The 17,154-nt window shown below is 42.9% G+C and carries 15 protein-coding genes; 10 read left to right on the top strand and 5 right to left on the bottom strand.

Annotated features, from left to right (window positions below; genetic code table 11):
- Positions 1-39 precede the first annotated feature (39 nt).
- Positions 40-2,175, bottom strand: a complete 2,136-nt coding sequence (recG, locus tag BST86_RS02475) for an ATP-dependent DNA helicase RecG (protein ID WP_394340884.1) — start codon at positions 2,173-2,175, stop codon at positions 40-42.
- A gap of 82 nt (positions 2,176-2,257) precedes the next feature.
- On the opposite strand from recG, the gene BST86_RS02470 reads away from it, so the two are divergent.
- Positions 2,258-4,354: a M1 family metallopeptidase gene (locus BST86_RS02470; RefSeq protein ID WP_105981871.1), complete on the top strand. Its 2,097-nt coding sequence runs from the start codon at positions 2,258-2,260 to the stop codon at positions 4,352-4,354.
- 135 nt (positions 4,355-4,489) lie between these two features.
- Here the strand turns inward: BST86_RS02470 and BST86_RS02465 are convergent, their stop codons facing one another.
- Positions 4,490-5,008: a DUF7935 family protein gene (locus BST86_RS02465; protein WP_105981870.1), complete on the bottom strand. Its 519-nt coding sequence runs from the start codon at positions 5,006-5,008 to the stop codon at positions 4,490-4,492.
- Between the two features lie 19 nt (positions 5,009-5,027).
- On the bottom strand, positions 5,028-6,584 hold the full coding sequence (locus tag BST86_RS02460; RefSeq protein ID WP_105981869.1) for an FMN-binding glutamate synthase family protein: 1,557 nt from the start codon (positions 6,582-6,584) through the stop codon (positions 5,028-5,030).
- A 167-nt stretch (positions 6,585-6,751) separates the two neighbouring features.
- On the opposite strand from BST86_RS02460, the gene BST86_RS02455 reads away from it, so the two are divergent.
- The 7 genes from BST86_RS02455 to BST86_RS02430 all read left to right on the top strand — a co-directional run bounded on the left by BST86_RS02455 (position 6,752) and on the right by BST86_RS02430 (position 13,327).
- Positions 6,752-9,076: an ATP-dependent helicase gene (locus tag BST86_RS02455; protein ID WP_105981868.1), complete on the top strand. Its 2,325-nt coding sequence runs from the start codon at positions 6,752-6,754 to the stop codon at positions 9,074-9,076.
- Positions 9,077-9,387: 311 nt separating this feature from the next.
- Positions 9,388-10,359, top strand: coding sequence for a 3-oxoacyl-ACP synthase III family protein (locus BST86_RS02450; RefSeq protein ID WP_105981867.1), 972 nt, complete (start codon positions 9,388-9,390; stop codon positions 10,357-10,359).
- A 5-nt stretch (positions 10,360-10,364) separates the two neighbouring features.
- The gene (locus BST86_RS02445) at positions 10,365-11,189 is read left to right on the top strand and encodes an SDR family oxidoreductase (protein ID WP_105983922.1); all 825 of its coding nucleotides are present in this window, start codon (positions 10,365-10,367) and stop codon (positions 11,187-11,189) included.
- Positions 11,164-11,361 (top strand): hypothetical protein, encoded by a 198-nt coding sequence (locus tag BST86_RS14730; RefSeq protein WP_146126691.1) that lies wholly within the window; start codon positions 11,164-11,166, stop codon positions 11,359-11,361. The genes BST86_RS02445 and BST86_RS14730 overlap by 26 nt, the downstream gene beginning before the upstream one ends.
- Positions 11,336-11,932, top strand: a complete 597-nt coding sequence (locus BST86_RS02440; protein ID WP_055412277.1) for an LURP-one-related family protein — start codon at positions 11,336-11,338, stop codon at positions 11,930-11,932. Before BST86_RS14730 ends, BST86_RS02440 begins: the two co-directional genes overlap by 26 nt.
- Before the next feature lie 11 nt (positions 11,933-11,943).
- Entirely contained in the window at positions 11,944-12,465 is a 522-nt protein-coding gene (locus tag BST86_RS02435) for a class I SAM-dependent methyltransferase (protein ID WP_105981866.1), read from the top strand.
- Between the two features lie 10 nt (positions 12,466-12,475).
- Positions 12,476-13,327 (top strand): glycosyltransferase family 2 protein, encoded by an 852-nt coding sequence (locus BST86_RS02430; RefSeq protein WP_105983921.1) that lies wholly within the window; start codon positions 12,476-12,478, stop codon positions 13,325-13,327.
- On the opposite strand, the gene BST86_RS02425 is transcribed toward BST86_RS02430, so the two are convergent.
- Together BST86_RS02425 and pafA are read right to left on the bottom strand one after the other, a co-directional pair.
- Positions 13,324-13,815, bottom strand: coding sequence for a DUF6646 family protein (locus BST86_RS02425; protein WP_105981865.1), 492 nt, complete (start codon positions 13,813-13,815; stop codon positions 13,324-13,326). The genes BST86_RS02430 and BST86_RS02425 overlap by 4 nt on opposite strands.
- Before the next feature lie 43 nt (positions 13,816-13,858).
- A complete protein-coding gene (gene pafA, locus BST86_RS02420) occupies positions 13,859-15,550 on the bottom strand; it encodes an alkaline phosphatase PafA (protein ID WP_242446443.1) in 1,692 nt (563 codons plus the stop codon).
- Positions 15,551-15,646: 96 nt separating this feature from the next.
- Here pafA and BST86_RS02415 point away from each other — a divergent pair, with 96 nt between their 5' ends.
- The gene (locus BST86_RS02415) at positions 15,647-16,381 is read left to right on the top strand and encodes an MlaE family ABC transporter permease (RefSeq protein ID WP_105981863.1); all 735 of its coding nucleotides are present in this window, start codon (positions 15,647-15,649) and stop codon (positions 16,379-16,381) included.
- The gene (locus tag BST86_RS02410; protein ID WP_105981862.1) at positions 16,378-17,142 is read left to right on the top strand and encodes an ABC transporter ATP-binding protein; all 765 of its coding nucleotides are present in this window, start codon (positions 16,378-16,380) and stop codon (positions 17,140-17,142) included. Before BST86_RS02415 ends, BST86_RS02410 begins: the two co-directional genes overlap by 4 nt.
- The last annotated feature ends 12 nt before the right edge of the window (positions 17,143-17,154 follow it).

Below are 17,154 nucleotides of genomic sequence, written 5' to 3'. Positions count from 1 at the left end.
CGAAAAAGATGCTGAAACAAGTTCAGCATGACAGGATAATCAACTTATATACTTCCATAAGCCCTTTTTGTTTTGGAGAAAATTCATCACGCGTCGTACGTTGATATTTTTCTCTAGGCCAATGGATGGATCTTCCTGTAGAAAATTCATCGCAGCATTTCTAGCCACGGCAAGAAGCTCATTATCCTTGACAATATCTGCAATGCGCAGCTCCATCACACCACTTTGTCGGGTTCCCATGATATCGCCAGGACCGCGCAGCTTGAGATCGACCTCAGCGATCTTAAAACCGTCAGTGGTTTCTACCATGGTTTGAAGTCTGGTTTTGGCCTCGCTACTTAGTTTATGGCTGGTCATGAGTATACAGTAACTCTGGTCTGCACCACGTCCTACCCTACCACGCAACTGATGCAATTGTGACAGGCCAAAACGCTCTGCACTCTCAATGATCATCACACTCGCATTAGGCACATTTACGCCTACCTCGATGACTGTGGTAGCAACCATAATTTGGGTCTTGCCTTCTACAAACCGCTGCATTTCATGATCCTTATCTTCAGGCTTCATTTGACCATGAACGATGCTCACTTGATAGTCTGGCAATGGGAATTCCCTAACGATACTTTCATAGCCATCCATTAAGTCTTTGTAATCCAGCGTTTCTGACTCTTGAATCAGCGGATATACAATATAGATCTGTCGGCCTTTTTTGATCTCATCTCTAATGAATTTGAATACTGCCAATCTATTCTTATCATACCGGTGCACGGTCTTGATTTCTTTACGGCCTGGTGGCAACTCATCAATCACAGATATATCCAGATCGCCGTAAAGACTCATGGCCAGCGTTCGTGGTATAGGCGTGGCCGTCATCACCAGTACATGTGGTGGCAGCTTGTTCTTCTTCCACAACTTGGCTCTTTGAGCGACCCCAAAACGGTGTTGCTCATCGACAATGGCAACGCCCAGGTTTTGAAATTTGACCTTAGGTTCAATAAGCGCATGAGTACCAATAAGAATATCAAGACTGCCATCTTCCAGAGCCTCGTGAATAACGCGGCGCGCTTTGGTCTTGACAGATCCTGTAAGCAAAGCCACCTTTAAACCTGTAGGCGCCAGCAACTCTGACACTCCAGCCATGTGCTGTTGCGCCAGGATTTCAGTAGGTGCCATGATACAGGCTTGAAAGCCGTTGTCAATAGCCAATAAACAAGTAAGCACCGCGACGATGGTTTTACCAGAACCTACATCTCCTTGTAATAATCGGTTCATGTGTGCACCGGTCGCCATGTCGGCCCGTATTTCTCTAACGACCCGTTTTTGTGCACCGGTCAATTCAAACGGTAGATTGTATTGATAAAAATTATTAAAATGGTCGCCTACTTTTTCAAAGGCAAAGCTTTTGATCTGCGTTTTTCTGATTCGGTTTTGCAGCAATAACTCTAACTGTATAAAAAAAAGCTCCTCAAACTTCAATCGCTTTAAAGCAGCCTGCAAACCTGCAGCGCTGGACGGGAAATGGATTTCCTGCATTGCAGCGTTCTTGGTGATGAGCTGCTGTTCCCGCATCACATCATCTGGTAGCGTTTCAACAAAGGCTGTTTTAATTTCAGAAAACAGTTTGCGCATCAAACCAATAAAATATTTGTTGGTCAGCTGTCTTTTGGTGAGTGTTTCGGTAGATGGGTAAATGGGCGACATCGCTGCTTGCTGTCTGGATTTGTATTTCTTGGCCAGCTCCATATCAGGATGTGCCATGCTATACATCGCGCCGTATCTGGAGACCTTGCCATACACCACATATACCTCATTGATCTTGAGATTTTCCCTAAAATATTTCTGTCCCTTGAACCAGACCAGTTCCATGCGACCCGTATCATCTGCAAAGGTGGCCACCAGTCTGGTCGCTTTGCCAGCTCCAGCCGTGGCAATAGAAACCACTTTACCCAGAATCTGTACTTGGGCCGTGTCGGGCACCAATTGATTGATCTTGTAGAACTGTGTGCGATCCACATACCGATTGGGAAAGAAATTTGCCAAATCACCATAGGTCTCAATACCCAATTCCTTGCGCAATAGATCTGCACGCGCCTGGCCTACGCCGCTTAGGTAATCAATAGGTGTATTTAAAAAATTAATGGGCACGGTTGTGGATCTAAAGCGTAAAGGTAGCATTGCCGCAAGGAATGGTCAAGACTAAACTTTGCGACCACTTGAGCGTCCTATAAACCGCATGATATTTGTATTTTGACAGCCTATGAGATTTCTATTTGTTTTATTGTTCTTCACATTTCTAACGACTCAAAACCACGCCCAAGGGATAGATCAACCAGCGGTTGATTTCCAGAGTGCTAAGGTCCAGATCACGATGGATCCAGCCCAAGAGATGGTAAGTGGTACGGTAACTTTTGACATCAATATTCTTCAGGATACCGATCAGGTTTTGATCGATGCAAAGAATCTAGTGGAGTTTACGGCAAGTTCCACCACGCATCCTTCTATGACCTCCAGCCAGAACGATGCAGGAATAGTTTTGAAATATCGCTTTCGCGAAAGCGAAAAAACCACCATCACCATTGCATTTAAAAGTCAACCCACCAAAGCCATGTATTTTATTGACAGTGACGTCGATGGACGCTGGGAACAGGCATGGACGCAAGGTCAAGGAAAATATACAAGCAACTGGCTGCCCAGCATAGACGACATGAACGAAAAAATGGAATGGGATATAAGCGTTACCGCACCAGATGATCTCACTGTGGTTGCCAATGGAAATCTCATTTCCAAAAAAGGTGAAGGCGACCGAATGACCTGGAATTATGATATGACAAATCCCATGTCTAGTTATCTGGTAGCGGTCGTAGTGGGAAATTATGCAATATCAACGGCGACCTCTCAAAGTGGCGTGCCGCTGGATATGTACTATTATCCTGAAGATGAGCAAAAGGTGTCTAGTACCTATGTGCATACTAAGGAGATCTTTGACTTTCTAGAAAATGAGATAGGGATTGCCTATCCATGGCAAAATTATAAGCAAATTCCCGTCAAGGATTTCTTGTATGCCGGCATGGAAAACACGGGCACAACGATTTTTGATGATCAGTTTGTGCAAGATGAGTTGGGCGCGGTAGATCGCAGCTATGTTACTGTAAATGCTCACGAACTCGCGCACCAGTGGTTTGGGGATCTGGTTACTGAAGCATCTGGAACGCACCACTGGCTGCAGGAAGGTTTTGCAACTTATTATGCCATGCTTGCCGAGCGACATATCTACGGCGATGAGCATTATCACGTGAATCTCTACGAGCAGGCAGAATTGCTCAATGAACAGAATCAGTCAGGGAAAAGCACTGCTTTGCTGGATCCAGCGGCGAGTTCACTTACTTTTTATCAGCATGGTGCCTGGGCCATTCATGCCTTAAGAGATCTAGTAGGCGATGCGGCATTCAAGGCAGGAATCAAACGCTTTTTGAAAGAATATGCATTCAAAAATGCTACCACAGATGATTTTCTGGATATCATGTCTCAAGAGTCTGGAAAGGATTTGGCCTCTTATAAATCCACATGGCTAACCAACAATCAGTTCCCTAGCAACGAGGCTTTGCGCCTATTGCGCAAAGACTTGTTTATGGAAGCCTACCTACAGCTGCTGGCCAGACGTATCTCTCCTTTTCAAGAGGCATTGAATAGCTACAAAGAGACCCTGCAGCCACCGGTGCAAAAACAAATGGTTCTAGAAATGGTAGGCCAATTAAGTTTACATGAAGATACTCGCAAGTATGATCTTCTAGAGCGAGCGGCTGCGACCAATAATCTGGAAATACGCCAGTTGATCACCTTGACAGCACAAGAAATCAATGACTACAATAAAGAAATGATTTCTGGAATGTTGACCGATGCATCCTATGCTACCAGAGAAAATGCTTTGGTGCTGCTTTGGAATGCCGCTACCGATAAAGCCCGATTGCTCAAAACGGCAAAAAAAGCATGGTCAACTACCAATGAATCTCTGGACATGGCTTGGTTGACACTTGCCATCAATTCAACAGGATTCTCAAACAATGATCGAACAGCCTATCTAGGCCAATTGCAAGAATATACCAAACCGATTTACAGTACTTCAACCCGACAGATTGCTTTTGATTATTTAATAGCTTTAGGATATCTGGACGATCAAAACTATCTCGATCTCTATCAAGCAGCGCTGCACCATAACTATCGCTTCTATCAATATGCCCGCAAATTGGTTAATGAGCAATATGCAAAAGAAGCCAATAAACCATTGATGGATAAGGTCGTAGAGTTATTGACTGAAAGAGAGCAGGAGAAATTGAGATTGGGAACTGATTTGTAGAATTGGATTTCCAATCTGGACTTGAATTTTACGATCCTCTTGATTTAAGAATCTTCAGGATATGTCACAAGAGTTCATGCCTCATGCCTCATGCCTCATGCCTCGTGCCTCGTGCCTCGTGCCTCGTGCCTAAATCTAAAGCAACTCTCTAACTTCTCTTCTCACAAAACTCAATGCCGTTTCACTAGGTGCTGGACCATCCATGAATTCATTGATGATTTGTGCTCGTAGTTCTTCCGCAGTATGTGATTTTTCACTCATACCTACCTGTCTTATTTTCTGAATGGTCGTGTTTTTTGCGGCCCTGATCACATTCCAACATTCTTCAGTAAAATAAATTTGCTGGGCGATATTGTGTTCAAACTCTTGCTCTATTGTCGCAATAAGTTTATTCTCGTATTCGCTTTTAGAAAGATGGCCTGGTAGGGTTCTGACCAACAAACTATTGGGTTTCATACGTTCTAAAAAAAGCGTCAATCGTTCATAGGCCGCCATGCGCATGGGCAAGGTTTTGGGTTTTAAAGATTTACCGGCAAGATAGATGCGACGGTTTTCTTCATTCTTCAAAAAAGAACTGATCAATAAATAAGCTACAGCACCCACGATAAGCGCTGGTACAAAAGCAATGAGTAATTGAGTTGTTGTAAGATTCATTTAAACTTCTATTTCAATATTAATGACGTGAACCACCTAAGTGTTCACACTCTTTCAAAGCCTTCATACCCTTAAAATCTACAGGCGTTTTTTGGTATTTGTAGGTGTATTCCAGGGTTTGAGTCATATTGGTATCACCGGTGCTTACATCCACATCCCGCATATCAAATTGACAAGGATGTTCATATCCAGCTGCATGCGTGATTTCAAGCAATTCCTTGTTGAATTTCTTGAAATAGCTTGCCAGGCGTTCTGCTTTTTCAGGAACCACGATACCGCGTTGTAGCCATTGGTTTTGGGTGGCGATACCTGTTGGGCAAGTGTTATTATGACAGGCTTTGGCTTGAATGCACCCTATGGAGATCATGGCTTCACGAGCTACGTTGATACAATCAGCTCCCATGGAAAATGCCATGGCCGCTTTGGCTGGAAAACCTAATTTACCACTGGCGATAAATACAATATCACTAGTTAAGTCACGCTGCTGAAACACTTGATACAAATCTGAAAATCCAAAAACCCATGGAAGCGACACATGGTCAGCAAAACTAGGCGGTGCTGCGCCAGTTCCACCTTCACCACCATCGACCGTGATAAAATCTGGACCTTTACCGGTAGTTTTCATAATTTCTGCCAGTTCTTCCCATTGTTCCAGTTTTCCTATGGCAGCTTTGATACCCGTAGGTAGTCCAGTTTCTGTGGCAATTTGTTCTACAAAATCTACAAGTCCCTTGACACCTTGGAAAGCGCTATGTGTAGGTGGCGATAGTACGTCCTCGCCCATTGGAACGTGTCGTATCTCACTTATTTCCTTGGTTATTTTTGATCCTGGAAGCACGCCACCTTTACCAGGCTTGGCGCCTTGGGATAGTTTAACCTCAATCGCTCTAATCTGCGGATTCTCTTCCACGAGTTTTTTCAACTTTTCCATGGAGAAATTCCCTTCGTCATCTCTCACCCCAAAGTACCCAGTACCAAAATGAAAAACGACGTCTGCACCACGTTTGTGGTACGGTGACAAACCACCTTCACCCGTATTGTGATAGGCGTGGACTTTTTTGGCACCATTATTCATGGCATCCAGTGCCTTGGCGCTCAAACTACCATAACTCATCGCCGAAATATTGATCACACTCGCAGGGCGATAAGGTCTTTTTCTGTTTTTTGCAGCGCCCATGACCTTAGCGCATGGTAGGAAGGACGGTTCCAGATCTGTAACAGATCCTTTCTCGACCTTATGCGCCATCATGGAGTTATTAATAAAAATATACTGGTTAGCATAAATGTCTCTATCGGTTCCAAAACCCTCGTAATTGTTCTCATTTTTGGCACTGGCATAGATCCAACCGCGCTCGATCCTGTTAAAGGGTAACTCTTCCCTGTTGTTTGCCACGATGTATTGGCGCAGCTCTGGACCAATACTTTCCAGCCAGTATCTAAAATGTCCCACCACCGGGAAATTGCGTAAAATGATATGACGTCGCTGGAAGACGTCATAGAGAAACACGATAATGATCAAAAATATCAAATACCAGTACCAGTCTATACTGCTCAAAAATTCCCAGATGGATTCCATAGGCGGTCTTTAGAGCCCTAAAAATACAATATGTCATCGCAGTAGGACTTTGTCTTTAGCATAAAAATGTGGCTGTTTTGTTGAAAAAAGGATGGTATTTAGTTCGCTTTCGCGAAAGCGAACTCCCATCAAACCTTATCTTTATAGATCAGAAAATGAAGTAGATTTTGGAAGATTATTTATCCCAATTAAATGACGCGCAGCGGCTTCCAGTCCTGCAAAAAGATGGTCCCATGATCGTGATTGCCGGTGCTGGATCTGGCAAGACACGCGTATTGACTTTACGCATCGCCTACCTGATGCAGCAAGGTGTGGATCCGTTCAATATTTTGGCATTGACATTTACCAACAAGGCGGCGCGTGAGATGAAAAACCGTATCGCCGAAATTGTGGGCGCCAGCGAGTCCAAAAATTTGTGGATGGGAACTTTTCACTCGGTTTTTGCGCGATTGCTGCGCATGCAAGCCGATAAATTGGGCTATCCATCCAACTTCACGATCTATGATTCCCAAGATTCCCAGCGACTTACCAGCGCCATCATCAAGGAAATGGGGCTTGATAAGGATGTCTATAAATACAAACAGATTTTTTCCAGAATCTCATCGCTCAAAAACAGTCTGATTACCGTGCGTGCCTATTTTGCAGATCCTGATTTGCAAGAGGCAGACGCGATGGCGAGGCGACCTCGATTTGGTGACATTTATAAAGAATATGTGGAACGCTGTTTTAAAGCTGGCGCCATGGATTTTGATGATTTATTGCTTAAAACCAATGAGCTTTTGAATCGTTTTCCAGATGTGCTCGCCAAGTATCAACATCGTTTTCAATATATCCTGGTGGATGAGTATCAGGATACCAACCACTCACAATACCTGATTGTCAAAGCACTGTCAGATAAATTCCAGAACATTTGTGTGGTAGGAGACGATGCCCAGTCGATCTATGCATTTCGCGGTGCAAACATTAACAACATCCTGAATTTCCAGCGTGATTATGATGATGTAAAAGCCTACCGACTGGAGCAAAATTATCGTTCGACAAAAAATATTGTTGAGGCTGCCAATTCCATCATTGAGCACAACAAAACCAAACTGGACAAAGTCGTATGGACCGCCAACAACGATGGTCCTAAAATCATCGTCCACCGATTGATGAGCGATGCCGAAGAAGGTCGCTTTGTGGCCAGTAGCATCTGGGAAAACAAGATGAATAAGCAGCTGGGCAATGATCAGTTTGCAATTCTTTATAGAACTAATGCGCAGTCCAGAGCTATGGAAGACGCACTGCGCAAGCGTGATATACCCTATCGTATTTATGGTGGGCTTAGTTTCTACCAGCGTAAAGAGGTCAAGGATGTTCTTTCCTATTTGCGATTGATTGTCAATCCAAAAGATGAAGAAGCCATCAAACGTGTGATCAACTATCCAGCGCGTGGTATAGGCGCCACAACAATCGACAAGTTAATCGTAGCGGCAAAGCAATACGACAAAAGTCTCTTTGAGATTATCGAAAACATTGATCGTGTCGAAGCTAATATTAACGGCGGTACCAAAACCAAACTGCGCAATTTTGCTACCATGATCAAAAGCTTCCAGGCACTGGAAGAAACACAGAACGTTTTTGAGCTAACGGAATATGTCATCAAAAAAAGTGCACTTCTAACAGAGCTTAAGAAGGATGGTTCTCAGGAAGGAATTTCTCGTATAGAAAACATTGAAGAGTTGCTCAATGGTATGCGGGACTTTGTAGAAGGACAACAAGAAATTGCAGATGCTCGCGGTTCCCTTGCAGAATTCTTGGAAGATGTGGCACTCGCCACAGATCTAGACAAAGATACAGGCGACACAGATCGTGTTTCGCTCATGACCGTACACTTATCCAAAGGACTTGAATTTCCATACCTATACATCGTAGGAATGGAAGAAGATTTGTTCCCTAGTGGTATGAGTATGAACACTCGTGAGGAACTGGAAGAAGAACGTCGCTTGTTTTACGTGGCACTCACCAGAGCAGAACATCAAGCGTATTTGACGTATACCCTAAGTAGATACCGTTGGGGAAAACTGGTCGATGCAGAGCCCAGCAGATTCATTACCGAAATTGATGATCAATATCTGGAGTACACCACTCCTATGGATGACTACAAATACAAGTCTGCCATGACAGATCATTTATGGGATGAACCTGATAAATCAAAATTGCGCCAGACCAAACCTCGCAGCGGCACACCACCAACAGTAAGCAAACCTAGTGAGGAGCAAATACGCAAACTGCGCAAGATGCGACCTGTAAGTACCTCAACTAATCCAGCGCCAGCAGGCTTTGAAGGTGACCTAAAACCTGGCACTAAGGTTTCTCATGCGCGTTTTGGTCAAGGAACCGTGGTCAATCTAGAAGGTATTGGCGGCGAGAAAAAAGCTGAAATTAACTTTCAAGTAGGTGGTTTGAAGAAGCTATTGCTGCGTTTTGCGAAGTTAGAGGTAGTAGACTAAAGCCCATAATGCTGCTGGCTGCTCCAAAAATCAGTTGATTCTTTTGAGAATTCATTATTTAAAGCACTCGTTTTCAGTGTTTTTATTAATAACCTAAAGCTTTTTATGTACTTTGGGCATCGGACAGTTCCGGCGTAAGGAGTCTGCAAATTATTGATGCCTTAGTAGATTGCGCGGAATTCAAACAAGAGACTGTTGCTTCTATTTTTAAAATTCTTGCAAAGACTTTATCCATACGCCGTATTCAAATCACCTTCTCAAATGGCGGTAGGATCTAGACTCAACTCTCGCAGCTCAAAACTTCTATTTACATGAACAACGCTTATATAAGTGGTACAGGATCTTATGCGCCTGAAAATATCGTCCCTAACGATTACTTTGAAAAAGTTGGCTCCAACGATGCCTGGATACAAAAGAATCTAGGTATTAAGGAACGACGCATCAGTACTGGTGAGACCACAAGTGATCTTGCCACAAAAGCGGCTCAAAACGCCCTTAAAAATGCAAGTCTCACAGCAAAGGACATTGACCTCATCATTCTTGCGACAGCAACTCCAGACAAACTTGCTCCATCCTGTGCTTGTTTTGTACAGGAGAATTTGGAGGCGTTTGATGCCGTGGCCTTTGATATTTCGGCAGTTTGTTCTGGTGCTGTTTTTGCCATTGCTACCGCGGTACAATTCATCAAATCAGGTATGTATAAAAATGTGTTGGTCATAGGCGCTGATACGTTCTCAAATATCACCGATTGGGATCGACGTGATTCTGTGTTTTTTGGTGATGGCGCTGGCGCGATGGTCATTTCACATACAACTGAAGACAAAGGTTTTCAAGACTTCTTATTACATACTGATGGTCGTGGTAAAGACGCTTGGAATATTCCAGCTGGTGGTTCCTTACAGCCAGCTTCTGAAGAAACGGTTAATGACCGCCTTCACTATTTCCAGATGGATGGTCAAGCCGTTTTCCAGACCGCTATCGATGTGGTTCCTAAATCCATCAATGAGCTGCTTGAACGTAATAAGGTGTCCATTGATCAAGTGGATCACATGATACCACACCAACCCAGCATACGCATCCTACAATCCATTGCAGAAACCGTTGGTCTGCCTTGGGAAAAAGTACATACCAACATGGATCGTTATGCCAACACTTCTGGTGGCACAATACCAATCATGTTGGACGAAACCAACAAAAACGGACTACTCAAAAAAGGCGACCTCATTCTTTTCGCTGCCGTAGGTGCAGGATGGACTTGGGGAACGGCACTTTATAAATGGTAAACACTATGACACTACAAGGAAAAACTTTTTTGATCACAGGAATAGCAGATGAGCATTCCCTAGCCATGTACACCGCTCGCGAGATTGTCAAAAATGGTGGCAAAGTAGTTTGTACAGGCTTAGGTGTGAGCAAACACCACAAAAATCTTTCAGAAAAAGCACAGGCGTTTCTCAACACTAACTATGAGGACTTTAAGGCATCTGTCAAAAAAGAGTTGGGCGATAGCCTGACCGCCATTTTAGATGTGACGATCGATGATAACATCGCCAGTTTTGCACAGGAATTAGCTGATAAAGACATCAAACTCGACGGTTTCCTTCACGCGATCGCTATGGATAAAACTATACGCAAGAAAGAAGTAAAACCTTTGATTGAGGTGACCTTGCAGGAATTTTGCGATACCATGGATGTGAGCGCCTATTCCTTGATCAGCGTTACACGTCATTTATTGGAAAAAGGCGTGTTACAAAATGGCGCTTCCATTTGTTCACTTAGCTACATTGCCGCGGCCAAAGTTACCTTTCATCCCTATCGCAATATGAGTATTGCAAAGGCAGCACTGGAAAGAATCACCGTAGAGCTGGCAGATGAGCTGGGACGCAAGTACGACATTCGTTGCAACGCTTTGAGATTTTCACCATTCATGGGCAGCAAGGCCGGTAATGCCACGCTACGTCCAGAAGATGTGCAAACCTCTAACAGGATGAGCCCGCTAGGTAATGCGAGGCCAGAAGATCTCGCTTTTGAAATCGTGCACCTTTTCCGTCCAGAATGTCGCATTACTGGAGAGATACGCCATGTAGATGGTGGTTACCATATTCACGGTTAGATTCAAGATTTTTCAGGTTCCACTTGCAGTAGGTAGTGATTTCTTGTTGAAGAATGATGATTTGTTCATGTGTTTTTTGACGGATATCGCTTTCGCGAAAGCGAACTATTCTCCTACCTTTACATGGACCATATCAACCGTATCTCATGCAAAATATTCAGTATCCCATTAGGTTCTCTTTTAGAATCACCACGTTGAGCAACGACTTTACTGCCACTGATGCCACTGGTGCGACCATCGCTTATGTGAGGCAAAAGATGTTCAAACTCAAAGAGGCGATTACCGTCTACAGCGATACTTCAAAATCGCAGGTGTTGTTTACCATACGAGCTAATCAATGGCTGGACTGGAGCGCTGCGTACAATATGCTGGACGCGAATGGCACTGAAATAGGCAAGATTGCACGCAAGGGCTGGAAATCCATGTGGAAAGCAGAGTACGACATCATCGACCAGCACGAGAAATTTCAGTATAAGGTACAGGAAGCCAGCGCATGGACCCGACTGGGCGATTCACTGATGGGCGAGATTCCAGTACTTAGTTTTTTTACTGGATATGTTTTTCACCCAACCTATAACGTTACTGATGTCAATGGCGACATCGTCGCTAAACTTAAAAAGAAACCTTCCTTTTTTGGAAAGGAATTTGAAGTTGAAAAAATCGCAGAAATTGACAATGACGACAAGGAACGCGTGATGCTGGGCTTAATGATGATGATTCTTCTTGAGCGACGTCGCGGTTAAAACTTACTGATTTGTACGAAAACACATTTCCCTCAAAACGTTTCAAAAAGACGCTGGAATTCTTACAACTACACGTGGATCCATCTGAAAAGATTCTGGATCTAGGAATTGAAAATCCATTTTCGGAGATCTTAAAAGAAAACGGTTTTCAAGTCCAGAATACTAAAGGTGAAGATTTGGATGATGATACCACTGCCGTTTCTAGTTTTGACGGCAAGGTGGTCACCGCTTTTGAAATTTTTGAGCATTTAGTAAATCCCTATGGTGTTTTAAAAGCGATTCCCTGCAATAAATTATTGGTAAGCGTACCTCTCAAATTATGGTTTGCATCAGCCTATAGAAATCCCAACGATATAAGGGATCAACACTATCATGAGTTTGAGGACTGGCAGCTGGACTATGTTTTGAACAAAGCTGGCTGGGACGTGATCGATCGCATGAAGTTTACCAATCCTACTAAAAAGTTGGGCCTACGCCCTATTTTGAGAAACTTTACAGATCGTTACTATCTTGTATATTGCGAGCGATCCTAAACCTATAGCGTTGCGCATTGCCATCATTATTCCTGCCTATAACGAGGCGTCTTTCATAGTACAAACACTGGAAAGTCTCCTTGCGCAAACCGTTAAGGCCGCACAAATTATTGTGGTGGACGACAACAGTACAGACGACACGTATGATGTCGCCAGCCGCTTTACGGATAGATTACCTATTACTATTATAAGGAATGCATCTGCTGCAGAGAATATTCCTGGAACCAAGGTGATCAACGCCTTCAAAAAGGGATTGGAACTGGTAGACCAAAACAAAGTGGACATCATCTGCAAGTTTGATGCAGACCTCATCTTTCCAGAACATTACCTAGAAAATATTGTAGTTCGCTTTCGCGAAAGCGAAAAAACAGGAATGGCAGCAGGACATTGTACCATCGAACTAAACGGTAGTTGGGTTGTGGAAAACCAAAACAATCCAGATCACATACGTGGTGCCCTTAAGGCATATCGTACGGCTTGTTTCAAAGAAATAGGCGGATTGAGATCTTCCATAGGTTGGGACACCATGGACGAGATGCTGGCAAGGTACTATGGCTGGCAGGTGGAAACTATCGCAGGTTTGCACGTCAAACATTTGAAACCTACAGGTGCTGCCTACAAACCCATGTCTATGCAATTGCAAGGTGAAGCCTTCTACAAGATGCGTTACGGATGGCCGCTCACGGTAATTACTGCCCTAAAAATGGCTGCAAAAAAGCGCCAGCCAAATCTGTTTATGGATTACCTGAAAGGATATTTCAAGGCACAAAAAAACGGCATAGATCCTATTTTGAATAAAGATCAAGGCCGTTTCTTGAGACAATACCGTTGGAACGGTATCAAGTCTAAGTTAGGTTTCTAAAGATTGAAGGACATCCCAATGTTGAAATTGAACTGGTTGTTCAAGTCTTCGGCTGGAGTTAAGTCACCATCATCGTATTTGGCAAATGGAAATTGAGCCTCGGTATAAATCCCAAAACCTTCACTAAAAAAATAGCGAGCTCCCACATGACCACCGAAGTTTTTAGTACCAAAACTAAGTCCTGGATAGAAGTCAAACATTGGGTCAAAATTGAGCACGTTCCCTATGTTAGCATTGAAACGTAAACGTAGATCTGCACGCTGGTCAAAATCTGCATCAATCTCGTCATCAACACCTAACAGATAAACCGTAGAGATACCAAAGGAGATATTCTCGCCTACTCCATAATCATAGGTGGCTTGAATACCTGTACCGTTATCCTGTAGATTAAGCCCTACTTGGAATTTTTGATCTCCTTTTCCAGTATAAGCCTGGCCCAAAGAAATGGCTGTAATAAAAAACGCTGCAATCGTGATGTATAATTTCATGGCTATTGATTTATGAAACAAAGATATAAGAAACAGTATCTCATTATTTTAAAACTTTGCCAATAGGATTTCCCGTGGCGCTGTTAGGAAAACTGATTCCCAAAAGAGATGAAATCGTTGGAGCTATATCTGTGATATGTGTACGGTCGTTGGTGCTTCCTTTATTGATGCCTTTACCATAAAATAATAGCGGCACGTGTGTATCATAACTTTGTGGGCTACCGTGCGTACTACCTTTTGCCGAGTACACGATGACTCCAGGATCTAATACAAATACTACATCACCACTGCGTTGATGATGAAAGCCTTTTTGAACCAAAGCCGCCATACCTGTAGTGAAACTGCCGCTAACAAGTGCATCGCGAGTAAAAGCCTTATTGACACCTGGATAATTGCGTATTTGAGCTGCTAGATATTCCTGCAACTCTCCAGCATCAACTCCATTAGACTTCAAAACAGACTGATCAAAAAAGATCTGATCGTTGCTTACATTTTTGATCAATCCGCTGGCGCTGAATTGATTTGTGATTAATGAATCCATTTCCTTTACAAAGGTTCGTTCATCAAAATATCCAGCACTGAATCTTTTCTCCTGCAAATAGGCTGGTACGTTTACCGCTCCATGGTCTGCTGTTAGGAAAACGGTGTACTCGCCATTCCCAACCTTTTGGTCAAGAGCATCGAGCAGCCTTGCTAGATCTTGATCCAGTCTTAAATACGTATCCTCAATCTCAACAGAATTTACTCCATATTGATGACCCACATAATCTGTACTTGAAAAACTTACCGCCAAAAAGTCTGTGATGTCGTCCTTGCCCATACTTTCGCTATCCAGAGCCTCAATAGCAAAATCTGCTACAATGCTGTTACCGTATGGAGTGGATTTGATAAGATTATAATCGCCATTTGAAGGAGCCAGTTCTTTGAGATCATATGGGAATGTGGCCGTTTCCTTGCCTCGTGGCGCTCTTTCAAAATCATTGAGATCTAAACCACTAGCTATATAGCTGTCAATAGGATAAAGTGTTTCCCACTTTTTAAGGTATTTACTGGCAGGATTGGACTCATTAAAATCCTTTACCCATTTAGGAAGCTCTTGCATATAAAAATCACTGGTGATAAAAGCACCTTCATCGCCACCTCTAAACCAGTAGGCGGCATCTGCCGCATGGCCTGCTGGCAATATCGCACCACGGTCTTTAATGGATATACCTATCACCTTGGCACGTCCTTGAGTAAACAATTCCAATTCGTCCGTTACCGTAGAACTCAATAATTTGCGTGGTGACATCTTACCTTCATCGCTAGACGTACCTATAGGAATGGCATTTTCATCGTCTGCATTGTAAATCGTCTTGTCGATGAATTTGTCATACCAATTATTTCCTATGATTCCATGATCTGCTGGCGTGGTACCTGTATAAATGGATGCATGTCCAGGTGCCGTATAGGTAGGAACAAAATTGTAATGGTTGTTAGTAGCGCTAAAACCATCTTTCATCAAACGTTTGAAACCACCGTTACTGTATCGATCGTAAAACCTAGTGAGGTAATCATAACGCATTTGATCCACGACAATACCTACGACAAGTTTTGGCCTGTCTACCGTTGTGATATTGGTTTCACTGGAAGCTTTCATGATTGCTGGCTGTTGAGGGTTAGTTCGCTTCTGCGAAAGCGAAATAGTTCCAGTCAACAACACCAGAAAAAAGCAAAGGGATTTCATTAATTTCATTCTACAGAATTTTTACAAAAATACATATTGTAAATCCTGTCAAGTTTAAGAAAGGATTAAATCGCCAGTTCTAATTTATCTATATATTTACCGCTCATGAAGATTTTGAGCCATCTGGGCAAATATATGATCATGCTCTTTGAGGTCTTTAGAAGGCCCACAAAAGCTGTTGTTCTTAAGGAACTGATCATGAAGGAGATTGACGACCTAATCATAGGATCTATAGGTATCACTGCTTTTATTAGCCTATTTATGGGTGCCGTTGTGGCGTTACAAACTTCCTTGAATCTGGATAATCCTTTGATTCCAAAATCCCTTATAGGATTTGCCGTAAGACAGTCCATAATTTTAGAGTTTGCACCTACGGTAATCTCAATTATCATGGCTGGAAAAGTAGGATCCTATATCACATCAAGCATAGGAACCATGAACGTCACAGAGCAGATAGATGCTCTTAAAGTAATGGGTATCAACCCGCTGAATTATCTGGTATTCCCAAAGATTATTGCGATGTTGTTTTACCCGATACTTATTGCCATCATCATGTTTGTTGGAATCTTAGGTGGGTTCCTAGCTGCCGTTTATGGTGATCTGGTTAGTACTCAAGACTTTATTACAGGTCTGCAAGACACTTTTGTTCCCTACCAAATCGTCTATGCTTTTATAAAAACCATGGTCTTTGGTCTTATTCTAGCTACCATTCCTAGCTATCATGGCTATTATATGAAAGGTGGTGCTCTTGAAGTAGGTGAAGCTTCTACTACCTCATTCGTTTGGACCTGTGTTGCCATCATTGTTGCTAACTACTTACTTACAACCATACTGTTATGATAGAAATCAAAAATCTACATAAGAGTTTTAAAGGCGAGACCATACTTGACGGTATTGATGCCACGTTTGATCGAGGCAAAACCAACATGATAATAGGCGCCAGTGGTTCTGGAAAATCTGTATTTCTAAAGAATATGCTGGGATTGTTTAAGCCAGATTCTGGTGAGATTATATACGACAACGAGCGATTGAGCGAGATGGATGAAAATCGTCAAAAAGAGCTGCGTGAAAATATGGGAATGCTATTCCAGCACAGTGCGTTATTTGACTCCATGACAGTAGAAGAAAACGTGATGTTCCCTTTACGCATGTTTACTAAAATGCGTCGTAAGGAACGTCAGGAAAGAGCTAACGATATTTTACAACGAGTCAATCTAGAAAATCTCAATAAGAAAAAGCCTAGCGAAATTTCTGGTGGGCAGCAAAAACGTGTGGCGCTTGCGAGAGCTGTGGTGAACAAGCCAGCGTATCTATTTTGTGATGAGCCCAACTCTGGACTGGATCCTAAAACGGCTACCGTAATTGACAACCTTATTCAAGAGTTGACTCATGAAGCCAACATTACTACCGTCATCATTTCTCACGATATGAACTCGGTTTTGGAAATTGGAGAGACCATCATTTTCCTCAAAGATGGAAAGATTGCCTGGAAAGGCACCAATAAGGAAATTTTCAAAACAGAGAATGAAGCGGTAACCGACTTTGTTTACAGCTCAGAACTCTTCCGTAAGGTTAGAATTGCTCAGAATAAAGGCTTATAAACCCTATTACCT

The organism is Nonlabens agnitus (assembly GCF_002994045.1).
Lineage (GTDB): Bacteria > Bacteroidota > Bacteroidia > Flavobacteriales > Flavobacteriaceae > Nonlabens > Nonlabens agnitus.
Note: the sequence above shows the minus strand (reverse complement) of the source record. Positions and strands in the feature narration are given on the sequence as shown.

Excerpts from the sequence above, each read along its gene's own strand:
- recG (WP_394340884.1), bottom strand. The coding sequence starts at position 2,175 with ATGCTACCTTTACGCTTTAGATCCACAACCGTGCCCATTAATTTTTTA.
- BST86_RS02470 (WP_105981871.1), top strand. The coding sequence starts at position 2,258 with ATGAGATTTCTATTTGTTTTATTGTTCTTCACATTTCTAACGACTCAA.
- BST86_RS02465 (WP_105981870.1), bottom strand. The coding sequence starts at position 5,008 with ATGAATCTTACAACAACTCAATTACTCATTGCTTTTGTACCAGCGCTT.
- BST86_RS02460 (WP_105981869.1), bottom strand. The coding sequence starts at position 6,584 with ATGGAATCCATCTGGGAATTTTTGAGCAGTATAGACTGGTACTGGTAT.
- BST86_RS02450 (WP_105981867.1), top strand. The coding sequence starts at position 9,388 with ATGAACAACGCTTATATAAGTGGTACAGGATCTTATGCGCCTGAAAAT.
- BST86_RS02445 (WP_105983922.1), top strand. The coding sequence starts at position 10,365 with ATGACACTACAAGGAAAAACTTTTTTGATCACAGGAATAGCAGATGAG.
- BST86_RS14730 (WP_146126691.1), top strand. The coding sequence starts at position 11,164 with ATGGTGGTTACCATATTCACGGTTAGATTCAAGATTTTTCAGGTTCCA.
- BST86_RS02440 (WP_055412277.1), top strand. The coding sequence starts at position 11,336 with ATGCAAAATATTCAGTATCCCATTAGGTTCTCTTTTAGAATCACCACG.
- BST86_RS02425 (WP_105981865.1), bottom strand. The coding sequence starts at position 13,815 with ATGAAATTATACATCACGATTGCAGCGTTTTTTATTACAGCCATTTCT.
- pafA (WP_242446443.1), bottom strand. The coding sequence starts at position 15,550 with ATGAAATTAATGAAATCCCTTTGCTTTTTTCTGGTGTTGTTGACTGGA.
- BST86_RS02415 (WP_105981863.1), top strand. The coding sequence starts at position 15,647 with ATGAAGATTTTGAGCCATCTGGGCAAATATATGATCATGCTCTTTGAG.
- BST86_RS02410 (WP_105981862.1), top strand. The coding sequence starts at position 16,378 with ATGATAGAAATCAAAAATCTACATAAGAGTTTTAAAGGCGAGACCATA.